Below are 14,429 nucleotides of genomic sequence, written 5' to 3'. Positions count from 1 at the left end.
GTCAGTGCTGCGGCAGCGGCTGGCCGTTGACGGTGCGGGCCTCCATCACCCGGCCGCGGCCCCCGGCCAGCGGACGCGCGGGGCCTTCGGCCTCCACCGCGTCGCCGATCTTCAGGCCGGCATGCACGAACCCATCGGGCTTGAGGTGCACGAAGTCGCCGCTGTCCAGCACCACGCCGTTGGGCGCGCCGTGCTTCGCATGGTTGATGCGCACCACCCTACCGCGCACGGGGCCGTCGGTGCTTGCCGCGTCCACGGGCCTGCCGGCCACATGGCTCAGCCGGTGGAAGTCGTAGACCACGTGGTCGCCCTCGCCCTTGTCGGAAGGCAGGCGCAGGCTGCCTTCCACCGTGACCGACTGGCCCGGCTTGACGTTCGCGAAGGCATCGGCGGCGGTCTCGTCGTGCTTGTCGAACACGAACTGTGTGGGAATGCCGTGGGTGTCGATGAGCAGCCCTTCGTAGCCGCCGCGCGGGCTGTAGATGAGGTGCTGGAACTGGCCTTCGACGGCATAGACGTCGATCATTTCTTCGGGATGAGGCATGGATGCTCCGGGTTCTTGGAAAAGGGGAGGAAAGGTGGCGCGGCGCCAACGCGCCGCGCAGAAAGCCGTCAGACCGGCCGACGCTGCGGGCCCGGCACCGGGCCGGGGCGGGGTGCCGGCATGTCGGCGCTGCCCGAGAGCACGTCCTGCAGGGCCTGCGGCGAGGCGCCGAGGCGGGTGGCCTCCAGCGCCGTGCCCAGCGGGCCGCGGGTGCCCCAGCCCTGCGCATACAGCGGCGCGCCGGGTTGCAGCAGGCCGCCGATCATGCGGCCGACGTGCGGGGGAAAGCGCACGATGGTGCCGTCCTGCAGCAGTACGCCGTTGACGTCGCCGCGGGCGGTGGACAGCACCCGGGCGATGCGGCCTCCGGCGTCCATCGCGGCCAGGGCGCCCATGGCGCGCGGTGCGGGCGGCACGGCGCCCGGCGCCGGTGGCTGGTCGACCACCGTGCGACCCCGCGCGCCGATCTGCTGCGCCTGCAGCACGCCGCCGTCGGTGGCACGCCAGCCGCTCACGTCGATGCGCTCACCGGGCTGGGCCAGGGCCGTCAGCTCGGCCGACAGGTGGGGCGGAAAGCTTACCTGCGTGCCGTCCTGCAGCAGCAGGCCGTCGGCTTCCCCGTTGGGGTTGATCAGCCAGCGGGTCAGCGTGCCCGACACGGTGGCCTGGGTCTGGGCGGGAGGCGGCAGGCCCATCGGCCCGGCCACCGGCACCGGCCGAGGCTCAGGCAGGGGCGCCGCCAGCGCGCCGGGCCGCGCCTCGGGCATGGGCGCAGGCAGGGCACCAGCGCGCGGTGCGGCCATGGGTCGCGGCGCCGCATCGGTCATCGGAAACACGGGCGCGGCGGGCGGCACCGGTTGTAGCGCCGGCTGGGCGCCCGCGATGCCGGAGGCGACGACGAGGCCGGCGAGCAGGCCGGCGCGAAGGGGGAATCGAGTCAAGGTCATGGAAGGCTCCTGTTGACGGATGCCTGACCTGTCCCAAAAGACGTGCCAGCCGCGCTTGCCTTGCAGATCAAGGACTTGGCTGCGGGTGGGCGCCGTGGGTTGGCCGCGTGGCGGACAGCGGCTGTCCGGGAACAGGACAGCGGCCTGCGCGTGGCGTCACTCCAGCCCGTACTGCGCGAGCTTGGTGTAGAGCAGCTGCCGATGGATGCCCAGTTGCCGCGCCGCCATGGAGCGGTTGCCGCCCGCTGCGGCCAGGGCATGCTGCAGCAACAGCTTCTCCAGCCGCTCCACGGCCTCGGGCAGGGTACCGTCGTACCAGTCGGCCGACAGGCCGCCAGCGCCCTCGGCCGCACTTCCCACGCTTCCCGCCCCCGGCAGCTCGACCTGCGCGATCACGGCGCCGCGCTGCAAAGCGTGGCAGCGTTCCATGGCGTTGCGCAGCTCGCGCACGTTGCCGGGCCAGTCGTAGGCCAGCAGGGCGCGGGCCGCCTCGGCCGACAGCCGCTTGGCCGGGCCGGGTGCCGCCGCCAGCCGCAGGAAATGCTCCGCCAGCGGCACGATGTCGGCCAAGCGCTCGCGCAGCGGCGGCAGGCGGATCGCCAGCACGTCGAGCCGGTAGCGCAGGTCTTCACGGAAGCGGCCGTCGCGCACGGCCTGGGCCAGGTCGCGGTGGGTGGCGGCCACCACGCGCACATCCACCTTCTGCACGCGGTGGCTGCCCACGGGCGTGACCTCGCCCTCCTGCAGCACGCGCAGCAGCTTGGCCTGTACCTCCAGCGCCATGTCGCCGATCTCGTCGAGCAGCAGCACGCCGCCGTGGGCGGCCTTGAAGCAGCCGGCCCGCTCGGCCACCGCGCCGGTGAAGGCGCCCTTGACGTGGCCGAAGAGCTCGCTTTCCAGCAGGTCCTTCGGGATGGCGGCGCAGTTGACGGCCACGAAGGGTCCGTCGGCCCGGTCGGAGTGGCGGTGCAGGGCGCGTGCGACCAGCTCCTTGCCGGTGCCCGTCTCGCCGATCACCAGCACCGGCGCCCGGCTGCCAGCCGCCAGGCCGATGCGCTTGTGCACCTCGCGCATGGCCTCGCTCACGCCGATCAGCTCGCCGTCGTCCGCCACGGGCTGCGGCGCCGGCGCGGCCGAGGCGGGCGTGGCCGATGCCAGCGCGCGGCGCACGGCGTCGACCACCGCGTCGCGGCTGACCGGCTTGGCCAGGTGATCGAAGGCGCCCAGGCGCATGGCCTCGATGGTGCCGGCGCTGCCCGCATGGGCCGTCAGCACGATGACGGGCGGCCGGCGCGCCAGCCGCGCGTTCATCGCGGCCAGGGTCTGCAGACCATCCATGCCGGGCATGCGGTGGTCCAGGAAGACCAGGTCGAAGCGATGCGCGCCCAGCAGCGCCAGGCCGTCCTCGCCGCCGGGCGCGGTCTGCACGGTGTGGCCCAGGCTTTCGAGCGTCTCGCGCAGCGAATCGGCGAAGGCCGCGTCGTCGTCGACGATCAGCAGGTCTGCCATGGCATCTCCAGGAGGAAGCGGGCGCCGGGCGCGCCGGCTTCGTGGCGCAGCTCGCCGCCATGGGCGAAGGCCACCTCGCGCGCCAGCGCCAGGCCCAGGCCGGTGCCGTCGGCGCGGCCGGTGCCGAAGGGTTCGAAGAGGCGGCCGCGCATGGGCTCGGGCACACCCTCGCCGTCGTCGCAGACGGTCAGGACAAGCTGGCCGCGTTCGATGTCATGGTGGGCGGCGAGCTGCACCTGGCCGCCTGGACTGCGCGCGTGGCGCACGGCGTTGTCCAGCAGGTTGTCGACGGCGCGGGCCAGGTGCATGGGATCGAACACGGCGCGATCGGGTGCGCCCTTGGTCAGCACCAGCCGCACCTGGCGGGACGCGGCCCCCGCGCCGGCCGCGGCCAGGCGCTCGTCCAGCCAGGCGGGCAGGTCGACGGGCCGTGGCTTGAGGTCCAGCGGCTGCACCAGCGCCAGCAGGCTCTGCACCACGGCATCGAGCCGGTCGATCTGGCCCACGATGGCCTGCAGCGCCCGGCCCTGCGCCGCCGGCTCGCCGGCCAGCGCGTTCTCGGCCTTCAGGCGCATGGCGGCGATGGGATTGCGGATCTCATGGGCCACGGCCGAGCTCATGCGGCCCAGCGCCGCCAGGCGCATGTCGCGGCTGCGCTGGGCCTGCGCCTCGCGGGCGGCGGCGCGGGCTTCCTCGAAGCGGCCGGCGAAGCCGTTGTAGCTGGCGACGATGCGGTCCAGCTCGTCCAGGCCGGTGCGGGGCAGCCGGGGCATGGCGTCGGCGGGCGCCGCGGCCAGGGCCCCTTCAAGCCGCCGCAGCCGTGCCTGCCCGCGGTAGAGCAGCCAGCCGAGCCACAGCCCGGAGAAGACGATGGCCGCCACCAGCGCGGCGATGCCAGCGCGCAGGCCGCCCTCGGCCGCCACCGCGCCCAGCTGCGTGCGCGTCATGGTCCAGGCCGAGGCGCCACCCACGTTCAAGGGGCAGGCGGCCACGATCAGCAGCTCGCGGCTGCCGCGCACCTGCTGGGTCTGGGCGCGGCCGGTGTCCACCGCCTGGCGCGCCAGCTGTTCGAGCAGTGGACGCTCCGCGGGCGGCACGTCGGTCTTCACGCCGGCGCCCTCGTAGGTGGGATAGGCATAGCCCAGCATGCCGCCAGCGCGGCTCCACACGCCGCCCTCCACATAGGGCGCCTCGGTCAGCACGAGCTGCAGCAGCACGCGCGCGAGGTCGGTCTGGAGTACGGGCGCGGGCGGGGCCGACTGGGCGTAGCGCTGGGCCAGCTGTTCGCAGGCCTGCTCGACCCGGGCGCGGCCCACCTTCATCTGCATGGCGGGGCTCAGCCGGTACAGGCCCAGGAGCACCACCCCGAGCAGCAGGCAGACGGCGATGAGCAGCGCCCAGAAAACGGCAAGTTGCAGGCGCAGCGATCGCATGAAGAGGGCAGGGGCGGGGCGGCAGGCTGAAGGGCGCGCCAGTATGCGCGAGGCCTACCGCCCGTCCGAATGGCCCTACATGCTCCGGGCTCGTCAGACGCTGGTGAGGCAGAACGTCGTACAAACCGCCGCCCATGTTGTCGTTCGAACTCTCCCCGCCCCGCGGATCCGCGTCGCCCGCCGCACCCGCATTGCCTGCGCAGCTGCCGCGCGGCGCCGTGCCGCTCGTGCTGTTGGCCCTCGTGCTGCTGTGGGCCCTTCCGCCGGTACTGGCCTACCAGTCGCCGCCGTGGGACAACGTGGAAGAGCTGTTCTGGGCCCAGCGCTTCCAGTGGGGCTACTACAAGCACCCGCCGCTGCCCACCTGGATCATGGCGGTGCTGGTGCGCCTGGCGGGACCTGAGCCCTGGCTGACCTATGTGGCGGGGGTGGGCTGCGGGGCAGCCGCCCTCTATCTGCTGTGGCGCTGGGCGCGCGAATGCATGCCGCCTCAGCGCGCGCTGCTGGCCGTGGTGCTGGCCTCGCTGGTGGCCTACCACCTGCCGCGGACCGTGGTCTTCAACCACAACACCGTGCAGCTGCTGCCCCTGGCCGGCTACTGGTGGATGCTGTGGCGCACCCTGTGCCGGGCCGACGCGAAGCCGCGGCACTGGATCGCGCTGGGCGTGTTCGCGGCCCTTTCGCTGCTGACCAAGTACAGCGCGGTGGTGCAGTTCGCCGTCGGCGCGCTGCTGCTGATGCAGGCGGGCCGCTGGCGCGAGCCGCGCATCTGGCGCGGCCTGGGCCTGGCGATGATCGTGGCGCTGGTGCTGCTGGCGCCCCACCTGTACTGGGCCCTGACCCACACGCACCAGACGCTGGGCTATGCCGCCGCATCGATGGAGGCCCGTGGACACCGACCCCACCGGACGCTGCAGCTGCGCCAGCAGCTGGGCATGCAGATCGGGCGGCTGCTGCCGATGCTGGTGGTGGTCGCGCTCGCCTGCGTGCTGCGGCCGCGGACCGCCACGCCACCGGTGCCGACCGGGCCCCAGCCGACCGCGGCGATCCAGGCCGCGGACCGGCGCTTCCTGGCCTGGGCGGCCTTCGGGCCGGTGGTGCTGGTGCTGGCCGCCATCACCCTGCTGGGCACCAGGGCGCATGGCCACTGGTTCACCACCTTCTTCCTGCCGCTGCCGCTGTGGCTGGCCATGGTGGTGCCGGGGCTGGAGGCGGAGCACTGGCGTCGCCGCCGGTGGGGTGTGCTGCTGGGCGCGGCAGCCCTGTTCCATGTCATGGCGGCCATGGGCGGTGCCTGGGCCGAAGGCGGCGGCGAGGCCCGGCGCGGCCACATCACCCGCGGCAGCCTGCCCTCGCAGCAGATCGCTGACCGGCTGCAGCAGATCTGGCACGCCCGGGTGCCCGATCGGCCGCTGCCCATGCTCGTCGGCGATACCTGGTTCGGCGGTGCCGTCGCCTTGAAAATGGGCCCCGCGGTGCAGCTGTGGATCGATGGCGAGGAACGCACCTCGCCCTGGATCGAACCCGGCGCACTGGAGCGCGGCGGCGGCATGGTCGTCATCCTCGACACGCAGCCCTTCCAGTCCGAATGGCCCACGCTGGAGACGCGGCTGGCCCAGGCCGACTGTCAGGGCCGCATCGAGCTCCCCTGGGCCGAGGGAAGTGCGAGGACCGTGTCGATGCGCTGGGGCCTGGTGCTGCCGCATGAGCAGTCGGCAACCGGCGATGGCTGCGCCTCCGTCGCGGCCGCGCGCGGTTAGTTGGCCCGGGCCTGCCGCGGCAGCGGGACGCGGCCCTTTGGTGATCCGCCTGGAATCCTGCGACTGCCCGAAGCGCCTGCCCCGTCCCGCTCTAGATCCTGGACGCCATGCCCGCGCATCCAAAGGCCTCGAAGCGTTCGGCACACAGGTCCCGGGCTGCGATGAGGGCGGCACTCAGGAATCTGCGTGGGTCGAACTCGTCGGGCCTGTTCGCCATCGCCCGCCGCATCGCGCCCGTCATGGCCAGGCGGATGTCGGTGTCGATGTTGACCTTGCGAACACCATGGCGGATGCCTTCCTGGATCTCCTCCACCGGCACGCCGTAGGTCTCCTTGATGTCGCCGCCATGCTCGCGGATGACGGCCAGCCACTGCTGCGGCACGGAGGATGAGCCGTGCATCACGAGATGGGTGTTCGGGATGCGCGCGTGGATGGCCCTGATGCGGTCGATGGCGAGGATGTCGCCCGTCGGCTTGCGGCTGAACTTGTAGGCGCCGTGCGAGGTGCCGATGGCGATGGCCAGCGCGTCCACGCCGGTGCGGGCGACGAAGTCGGCGGCCTGCTCGGGGTCGGTGAGCATCTGCTCGTGCGTGAGCTGCCCTGCGGCGCCGACGCCATCCTCCTCGCCCGCGGTGCCGGACTCCAGCGACCCCAGGCAGCCGAGCTCGCCTTCCACCGACACGTCCACCGCATGCGCCATCTCGACCACGCGGCGCGTCACGCCCACGTTGTAGTCGTAGGAGGCGGGCGTCTTCGCGTCCTCCAGGAGCGAGCCGTCCATCATCACGCTCGTGAATCCCGAACGGATGGACTGCATGCACACGGCGGGGCTGGCGCCATGGTCCTGGTGCAGCACGATGGGCAGGCGCGGGTACATCTCGGCGGCGGCCTCCACCATCTTGCGCAGGAAGGGCTCGCCCGCGTAGTTGCGCGCACCGGCCGAGGCCTGCAGGATGACCGGGCTGTCGGTCGCGTGGGCGGCCTGCATGATGGCCTGGATCTGCTCCAGGTTGTTCACGTTGAAGGCGGGCACGCCGTAGCGGTGCTCGGCCGCATGGTCGAGCAGGCGGCGCAGGGAGATCATGGGCATCGGGGGCTCCTTGGGGGTCGGTGTCAGTGGCTTTCCGGCGCGACGAGGGCGCGGGCGCGCGCGGCCACGGCTTCGGCGGTGAGGCCGAAGAGCCGGAACAGCTCGCCCGCCGGCGCGGATTCGCCGAAGCGGTCGAGGCCCACCACGTCGCCGTGCTCGCCGACGTACTTCCACCACAGGCCCGTGCTGCCCGCCTCCACGGCCAGGCGCGGCAGGTGGCGGGGGATGACGTCATGGCGCCAGGCGGCGTCCTGGCGGTCGAACACGTTCAGGCAGGGCAGTGACACGACGCGCGCCGGGAGGCCGGCGTCGACGAGCAGCGCGGCGGCGGCGAGCGCGATGCCGACCTCCGAGCCGCTGGCCAGCAGCGCGAGGCGCTCGCCATCGGGCTGGCGCAGCACGTAGCCGCCGCGGGCGATGTCGTCCAGCCGCGCGCGGCCGTCGCCGGCATGGGGCAGCGCCTGGCGCGACAGCAGCAGCGCGCTTGGCCCGTCCGCGCGGCGCATGGCCTCGCGCCAGGCGACGGCGGTCTCGGTCGCGTCGGCCGGCCGCCAGACGTCGAGGCCGGGGATGAGGCGCAGGCTGGACGCATGCTCCACCGGCTGGTGGGTGGGGCCGTCCTCGCCCAGGCCGATGGAGTCGTGCGTGTACACGTGCACGACCGGCAGCCGCATGAGAGCCGCCATGCGCACGGCGTTGCGGGCGTAGTCCGAGAACGCCAGGAAGGTGCCGCCGAAGGCCCGGTAGCCGCCGTGCAGCGCGACGCCGTTCATGAGGGCCGCCATGCCGAACTCGCGAACGCCGTAGTGCACGTGGTTGCCGGTGCCCGTGCCCTTCAGCGCACGGTGGCCGGCCCAGTCGGTCAGGTTCGATCCCGTCAGGTCGGCCGAGCCGCCGAGCAGCTCGGGCGTGGCGGGGCCGAGCGCCTGCAGCACATCCTGCGAGGCCTTGCGCGTGGCCACGGCGGCGGCCCGGGATTCGGCAGCCGCGCAGGCCTGCGCGAGGGCTTGCTCGGCTTGCGGGCCCAGCGGCGCGCGCCGGGGCTGGCGGCGCTGCAGCTCGCGGGCGAGGTCGGGGTAGGCGAGGGCGTAGGCGGCGAAGCGCTTGCGCCAGGCGGCGTTCAGCGCCGCGCCGCGCTCGCGGGCCGACCAGGCCTCGCGCAGCTCATCCGGCACCTCGAAGGGCGCGGCCGTCCAGCCCAGCGCCGCCCGTGTCAGCGCGATCTCCTCGGCGCCCAGCGCCTCGCCATGCACCTTGGCCGTGCCGGCGCGGTTGGGCGAGCCCTTGCCGATGGTGGTGCGGCAGCAGATCAGCACGGGCTTGTCGGCCGCGTGCGCGGTGGCGATGGCGCGGTCCAGCGCGTCGACGTCGTGGCCGTCCACGCCGCGCAGCACGGTCCAGCCATAGGCCTCGAAGCGGCCGGGCGTGTCGTCGCCGAACCAGCCCCTGACGTCGCCGTCGATGGAGATGCCGTTGTCGTCGTAGAAGGCGACGAGCTTGTGCAGCCGCCAGGTGCCGGCCAGCGAACAGGCCTCGTGGCTCAGGCCCTCCATCAGGCAGCCGTCGCCGAGGAAGACGTAGGTGCGATGGTCGACGACCGCGTGGCCGGGGCGGTTGAACTCGTCGGCCAGCAGCTTCTCGGCCAGCGCCATGCCCACGGCATTGGCAATGCCCTGGCCCAGCGGGCCGGTCGTCGTCTCCACGCCCGGCGTGACGTCGACCTCGGGGTGGCCGGGCGTGCGGCTGTGCAGCTGACGGAAGCGCTTGATCTCGTCCATCGGCAGCGCGTAGCCGCTCAGGTGCAGCAGCGCGTACAGCAGCATGGAGCCGTGGCCGTTGGACAGCACGAAGCGGTCGCGGTCGGGCCAGGCGGGGTCGGCCGGGTCGTGGCGCAGGTGGTGGCGCCACAGGGCTTCGGCGATGTCGGCCATGCCCATGGGCATGCCGGGGTGGCCGCTGTGGGCGGCCTGCACCGCGTCGACGGCGAGCATGCGCAGCGCGTTCGCGCATTGCTGGCGCAGGGTGCGGGAGGGCAGGTCGTTCTTCATGACGTGCTCCTCAGGCGGCCAGCAGGTTGCGGCGCCGCTCCACCAGCCGCAGGATCATCGGCGTGAAGATCAGCTGCATGGCCAGCTCCATCTTGCCGCCCGGCACCACCAGCGTGTTGGCGCGCGACATCCACGAGTCGTGCAGCATGCTGAGCAGGTAGGGGAAGTCGAAGCCGCGCGGGTTGGCGAAGCGGATGACGACCAGGCTCTCGTCGGCCGTCGGGATGGTGCGCGCGATGAAGGGGTCGGAGGTGTCGACGACGGGCACGCGCTGGAAGTTGATGTGGGTGCGCGTGAACTGCGGGCAGATGTAGTGCACGTACTCGTGCATGCGGCGCAGGATCACGTCGGTGACGGCCTCGGTGGAGTAGCCGCGGGTGCTGCGGTCGCGGTGGATCTTCTGGATCCACTCCAGGTTGATGACGGGCACGACGCCGATCAGCAGGTCCACGAAGCGGGCCACGTCGACCTTGTCGGTCGTCACGCCGCCGTGCAGGCCTTCGTAGAACAGCAGGTCGCTGGCCGGCAGCGGCTCCCAGGCGGTGAAGGTGCCGGGCGGCTGCCGGTAGGGCGCGGCCTCCTCCTCGTTGTGCAGGTATTTGCGGCTCCGGCCCTGGCCGGTCTCGGCGTAGCTGCGGAAGAGCTCCTGCAGCTCGTCGAAGAGGTTGGCGCTCTCGCCGAAATGGCTGAAGTGCGGCTGGTCGTTCTTCTCGGCCTCGGCCATGGCGGCCTTCATGGCCTGGCGGTCGTGGCGGTGGAAGCTGTCACCTTCGATGAGGGCGGCGGCCACGCCTTCGCGGCGGAAGATGTTCTCGAAGGTGCGCGTCACCGACGTGGTGCCCGCGCCGGAGGAGCCGGTGATGGCGATGATGGGGTGCTTGGCGGACATGGGGGTTCCCGTTGCGTGGCTGGGTCAGGTGTTGGCGGCGAAGAGGCCGCGCCGGCCGAAGAGGGGCGAGTCGTAGCTCTGCGCCGGCTCCTCGGCGTGGTAGGTCTCGATGCGCTGCACCTCCTGCGCCGAGCCGAAGACGAAGCCGATGCGCTGGTGCAGGGCGTCAGGCTGCACGTCCATCAGCCGGCGCCGTCCCGTGCTGGCGCGCCCGCCCGCCTGCTCGACGAGGAAGGAGATGGGGTTGGCCTCGTAGAGCAGGCGCAACCTCCCGGCGCGCGCCGGGTCCTTGCTGTCGCGCGGGTAGAGGAAGACGCCGCCGCGCATCAGGATGCGGTGGGTCTCGGCCACGAGGGAGGCGATCCAGCGCATGTTGAAGTCGTCGCCGCGGGGGCCCGCCTGGCCGGCCAGGCATTCGTCCACGTAGCGCTTGACGGCCGGCTCCCAGAAGCGGCTGTTGGACGCGTTGATCGCGAACTCGCGCGTGCGCTCCGGCAGCTTCAGGTCGGGGTGGCTGAGCACCCATTCGCCGAGCTGCGGGTCCAGCGTGAAGGCATGCGTGCCGCGGCCCAGCGTCAGCACCAGCATGGTCGACGGGCCATAGATGGCATAGCCCGCGCACACCTGGCGGCTGCCGGGCTGCAGGAAGTCCTCGGGCCGCGGGTCCTGCCCGGGTGTGGCGGCGCGCAGCACCGAGAAGATGCTGCCCACCGACACGTTGACGTCGATGTTGGACGAGCCGTCCAGCGGGTCGAAGAGCAGCAGGTATTTGCCGCGCGGGTGCTGGGGCGGCAGCGAATACGGTGCTTCCAGTTCCTCGGACAACATGCCAGCGAGATGTCCGCCCCATTCGCTGGCGCGCAGGAACATGTCGTTGGCCAGCACGTCCAGCGTCTTCTGCTCCTCGCCCTGCACGTTGCCGGTGCCGGCGCTGCCGAGCACGCCGGCCAGCGCGCCGTAGGCCACCTTGCGGGCGATGGCCTTGCAGGCGAGCGACACGTCAGTGATGAGCGCATTGAGGTCGCCGGTCGCGTCGGGGTGGCGGCGGCGCTCCTCGATGAGGAACTGGGTGAGGGTGGAACGGCCTCCGGTGGGCATGGGGGTCTCCTTGGATTTAGGGAATCGATGCGGTGTCGGGCTGCAGGCGGGCAATCAGTTCGATCAGATCGCGCGGGGCGTCGACGCGCCAGACGTCGCCGCCCAGCGGCGCCGTCAGCTCGCCATAACCCCAGCTCACCCAGGCGGCGCGGCTGCCGGCGGCGCGGGCGGCGCGCAGGTCCGCCGGGCCGTCGCCCACCATCAGCAGCTCGGTGGTGGGCAGGCCCAGGCGCTGCGCCGCCTGCTCGATCAGCCGCGGCGACGGCTTGCGCTGCGCAGGCGTGTCGGCGCCGTGGACGGCCGCGAAATACGCGAACAGCCCTGCCCCTTCCAGCACGGCGCATGCCAGCGGCGTCGGCTTGTTGGTGACGACCACGAGCGGGTAGACGTCCGCCAGCGCCCGCACCAGCGCCGCGATGCCGGGATAGGGCGAGCCCTGGGCCGACGGGTCCTGCAGCGTGGCCTCGTCGAAGTCGCGACGCAGCCGCCAGGCCAGCGTCGCGGGGTTGACACCGTCGAGCGCCGAGGCGCGCAAGGCCTTCTGTACGAGGGCGTCCGGCCCGTCGCCGATCCAGCCGCGCACGGTAGCGGCGTCGAAGGCCATGAGGCCCGCGTTCATCAGCGCGGCGTTCAGCGCCAGGGCGACGCCGGCGGCGCTGTCCACCAGCGTGCCGTCCAGGTCGAAGGCGATGGCCTGGATCCGTGGCTTCATGCCGGTCCTCCGGCGGCTTCGTGCCGCAGCGCGGCGATGCTGCGGCGGTAGTCCCCGCCGCTGAAGACGGCCGAGCCGGCGACGACGGTGTCCGCCCCCGCCGCCACGACACGGCGGATGTTGCGCACGTTCACGCCGCCGTCCACTTCCAGCCAGATATCGCGGCCGCTGGCGTCGAGGCGCTTTCGCAGCAGCTCGATCTTGGGCAGGCTGCTCTCAATGAAGGCCTGGCCGCCGAAGCCGGGGTTGACCGACATCAGCAGCACGAGGTCCAGCCTTTCCATCACATGGTCGATCAGGTGCAGCGGCGTGGCCGGGTTCAGGGCCAGGCCCGCCTTCATGCCCAGCGACCGGATCAGCTGCAGCGTGCGGTCCACGTGCAGGCTGGCCTCGGGGTGGAAGGTGACAAGGCTGGCGCCGGCCTCGGCGAACAGGGGAATCAGCGCGTCCACCGGCTGCACCATCAGGTGCACGTCGATGGGCACGGCGCTGCCGTCGGCCCGGCGGCAATGCGGCGCGATGGCCTGGCAGACCATCGGGCCGACGGTCAGGTTGGGCACGTAGTGGTGGTCCATCACGTCGAAATGGATGAGGTCGGCGCCGGCGTCGATGACGGCGCGCACCTCCTCGCCCAGGCGGGCGAAGTCGGCGGACAGCAGGCTGGGTGCGATGCGCAGGATGGCAGTGCTCATGACGGAAGGCCCCGATACAGGGCTTGCAGGGGAGTGAGGGCAGCGGCCGGGCTGGCCAGCTCGCAGAGTTCCTCGAAGCGCAGCCAGCCGGCGCTGCGGAGCTGGCAGCCGGGCTCGCCGGGCAGCGGTGCGGCGGGATCGCCCAGGCACGGCAGCACGAGGCCGGCGGCGGAGAAGTCGCCGCCTTCGGTCCAGAAGGTCGGCGTCACGAGCGTCCACAGCCCGGCGGCGGTGGCGGCACGCAAGCCGTTGACGGAATCCTCCAGCGCCACGGCACGTTCGGGCTGCAGGCCCAGCGTGGCGAGCGCCAGGCGGTAGATGTCGGGCGCTGGCTTCTTGGCGCGCACCTGGTCGCCGCAGGCGATGACGCTGAAGAGGTCCAGCCCGCGCGTGCCCAGGGTGGCGGCCAGCAGCGCGTGGATGTTGGCGGCCGTCGTCGTGCTCGCGATGGCCAGGCGGCAGCCGGCGCCCACGGCCTCTTCGATCAGGCGGGCGACGCCCTCGCGCAGTTGCAGCCCGCCATCGTGCACGGCGGCCGTGTAGAAGCGGGTTTTGTCCGCATGCAGCTCGGGCACGAGGCCGCGCAGCCGGGCGCGCTCGGCGGCGGGGACGGGCAGCGTGTCGATGTAGCTGGCGATGCGCTCCTTGCCGCCGGTCACCTCCAGCAGCTGGCGGTAGTCGGCGCGGCTCCAGCTCCAGCCCAGGCGGTGGCGCTCGAAGGCGAGGTTGAAGGCCACGCGGTGGGCCTCCTCGGTGTCGGCCAGCGTGCCGTCGACGTCGAAGACCAGCGCCTCAATCGCCATGGTGGGCTCCTGCTGCCGTGAACACGCGGCTGGCCAGCACGTCCTCGGCCTGCAGCGTGCAGAGCTGCTCGCGGCTCGGGGCGGTGCCGGCGGTGAAGAGCCGCGTCGCATGGCGCAGCCGGATGCGGTCCAGCGCATTGCGGATGGAGCGCGCGTTGGCGAAATGCGGCTGCTGCCGGCGCAGGCCCACGTAGCGGGCGAAGGCCGGCTCGGCCTCGGCGTCGAAGCGGTAGTTGAGCTGTTCGAGCATCAGCTGCGCGATGCGCATCAGCTCGGGCTCGCTGTAGTCGGGGAAGTCGATGTGGTGGGCGATGCGCGAGGCCATGCCCGGGTTGCTGGAGAAGAAGGTCTCCATGCGGTCGCGGTAGCCGGCCAGGATGACGACCAGGTCGTCGCGGTGGTTCTCCATCGCCTGCAGCAGGATCTCGATGGACTCCTGGCCGTAGTCGCGCTCGTTCTCGGGCTTGTAGAGGTAGTAGGCCTCGTCGATGAAGAGCACGCCGCCCATGGCCTTCTTGACGATCTCGCGTGTCTTGGGTGCAGTGTGTCCGATGAACTGGCCCACCAGGTCGTCACGCGTGACGGCCACGAGGTGGCCCTTGCGCACATAGCCCAGTTGCCTGAGCACGGCGGCCATGCGCAGCGCAACGGTCGTCTTGCCCGTGCCGGGGTTGCCGGTGAAGCACATGTGCAGCGACGGCTTTGTTGCCTGCAGGCCCCGGGCGGCGCGCAGCTTGTCGATGAGCAGCAGCGCCGCGATGTCGCGGATGCGGCCCTTGACCGGAGCCAGGCCCACGAGTTCGCGGTCGAGCTGGTCCAGCACCTCGCGCACGCCGGAGGCTTCGAGCAGAGCGGCGGGCGTCTGGTCGACGGCGGTGTCAGGCAGGGCGCTCATCGTCGTGCG

Annotated in this window: 13 protein-coding genes; 1 reads left to right on the top strand and 12 read right to left on the bottom strand. The window is 72.3% G+C overall.

Annotation, left to right across the window (positions count from 1 at the left end):
• Position 1 precedes the first annotated feature (1 nt).
• From ACT54X_RS15605 to ACT54X_RS15590, 4 genes are all read right to left on the bottom strand, one after another.
• A complete protein-coding gene (locus ACT54X_RS15605; protein ID WP_294371977.1) occupies positions 2 to 544 on the bottom strand; it encodes a hypothetical protein in 543 nt (180 codons plus the stop codon).
• A 68-nt stretch (positions 545 to 612) separates the two neighbouring features.
• Positions 613 to 1,491, bottom strand: a complete 879-nt coding sequence (locus ACT54X_RS15600; RefSeq protein ID WP_476347407.1) for a hypothetical protein — start codon at positions 1,489 to 1,491, stop codon at positions 613 to 615.
• A 156-nt stretch (positions 1,492 to 1,647) separates the two neighbouring features.
• Positions 1,648 to 3,000, bottom strand: a complete 1,353-nt coding sequence (locus ACT54X_RS15595) for a sigma-54-dependent transcriptional regulator (RefSeq protein WP_294371981.1) — start codon at positions 2,998 to 3,000, stop codon at positions 1,648 to 1,650.
• Positions 2,985 to 4,433 carry a sensor histidine kinase gene (locus ACT54X_RS15590; RefSeq protein WP_354319283.1) on the bottom strand — a complete coding sequence of 483 codons (1,449 nt, stop codon included), beginning with the start codon at positions 4,431 to 4,433 and terminating at the stop codon, positions 2,985 to 2,987. The genes ACT54X_RS15595 and ACT54X_RS15590 overlap by 16 nt, the downstream gene beginning before the upstream one ends.
• 134 nt (positions 4,434 to 4,567) lie before the next feature.
• On the opposite strand from ACT54X_RS15590, the gene ACT54X_RS15585 reads away from it, so the two are divergent.
• Complete coding sequence (locus ACT54X_RS15585) at positions 4,568 to 6,193, top strand: glycosyltransferase family 39 protein (protein ID WP_476347406.1); 1,626 nt, start codon at positions 4,568 to 4,570, stop codon at positions 6,191 to 6,193.
• Between the two features lie 91 nt (positions 6,194 to 6,284).
• Here the strand turns inward: ACT54X_RS15585 and fba are convergent, their stop codons facing one another.
• The 8 genes from fba to cbbX are packed head-to-tail and all read right to left on the bottom strand — an operon-like array spanning position 6,285 to position 14,420.
• Complete coding sequence (fba, locus tag ACT54X_RS15580) at positions 6,285 to 7,283, bottom strand: class II fructose-bisphosphate aldolase (protein ID WP_476347405.1); 999 nt, start codon at positions 7,281 to 7,283, stop codon at positions 6,285 to 6,287.
• A gap of 23 nt (positions 7,284 to 7,306) precedes the next feature.
• Positions 7,307 to 9,331 carry a transketolase gene (gene tkt, locus ACT54X_RS15575; protein ID WP_476347404.1) on the bottom strand — a complete coding sequence of 675 codons (2,025 nt, stop codon included), beginning with the start codon at positions 9,329 to 9,331 and terminating at the stop codon, positions 7,307 to 7,309.
• Between the two features lie 10 nt (positions 9,332 to 9,341).
• Entirely contained in the window at positions 9,342 to 10,220 is an 879-nt protein-coding gene (locus ACT54X_RS15570; protein ID WP_476347403.1) for a phosphoribulokinase, read from the bottom strand.
• A gap of 24 nt (positions 10,221 to 10,244) precedes the next feature.
• Entirely contained in the window at positions 10,245 to 11,318 is a 1,074-nt protein-coding gene (locus ACT54X_RS15565; RefSeq protein WP_476347402.1) for a class 1 fructose-bisphosphatase, read from the bottom strand.
• Between the two features lie 16 nt (positions 11,319 to 11,334).
• Positions 11,335 to 12,030 (bottom strand): HAD-IA family hydrolase, encoded by a 696-nt coding sequence (locus tag ACT54X_RS15560; RefSeq protein ID WP_476347401.1) that lies wholly within the window; start codon positions 12,028 to 12,030, stop codon positions 11,335 to 11,337.
• Complete coding sequence (rpe, locus tag ACT54X_RS15555; RefSeq protein WP_476347400.1) at positions 12,027 to 12,722, bottom strand: ribulose-phosphate 3-epimerase; 696 nt, start codon at positions 12,720 to 12,722, stop codon at positions 12,027 to 12,029. The genes ACT54X_RS15560 and rpe overlap by 4 nt, the downstream gene beginning before the upstream one ends.
• Positions 12,719 to 13,525, bottom strand: a complete 807-nt coding sequence (locus tag ACT54X_RS15550) for an HAD-IA family hydrolase (RefSeq protein WP_476347399.1) — start codon at positions 13,523 to 13,525, stop codon at positions 12,719 to 12,721. The genes rpe and ACT54X_RS15550 overlap by 4 nt, the downstream gene beginning before the upstream one ends.
• Entirely contained in the window at positions 13,515 to 14,420 is a 906-nt protein-coding gene (gene cbbX / locus ACT54X_RS15545; RefSeq protein ID WP_476347398.1) for a CbbX protein, read from the bottom strand. The genes ACT54X_RS15550 and cbbX overlap by 11 nt, the downstream gene beginning before the upstream one ends.
• Positions 14,421 to 14,429 lie beyond the last annotated feature (9 nt).

The organism is Pseudacidovorax sp. DMC4 (assembly GCF_056314265.1).
Note: the sequence above shows the minus strand (reverse complement) of the source record. Positions and strands in the feature narration are given on the sequence as shown.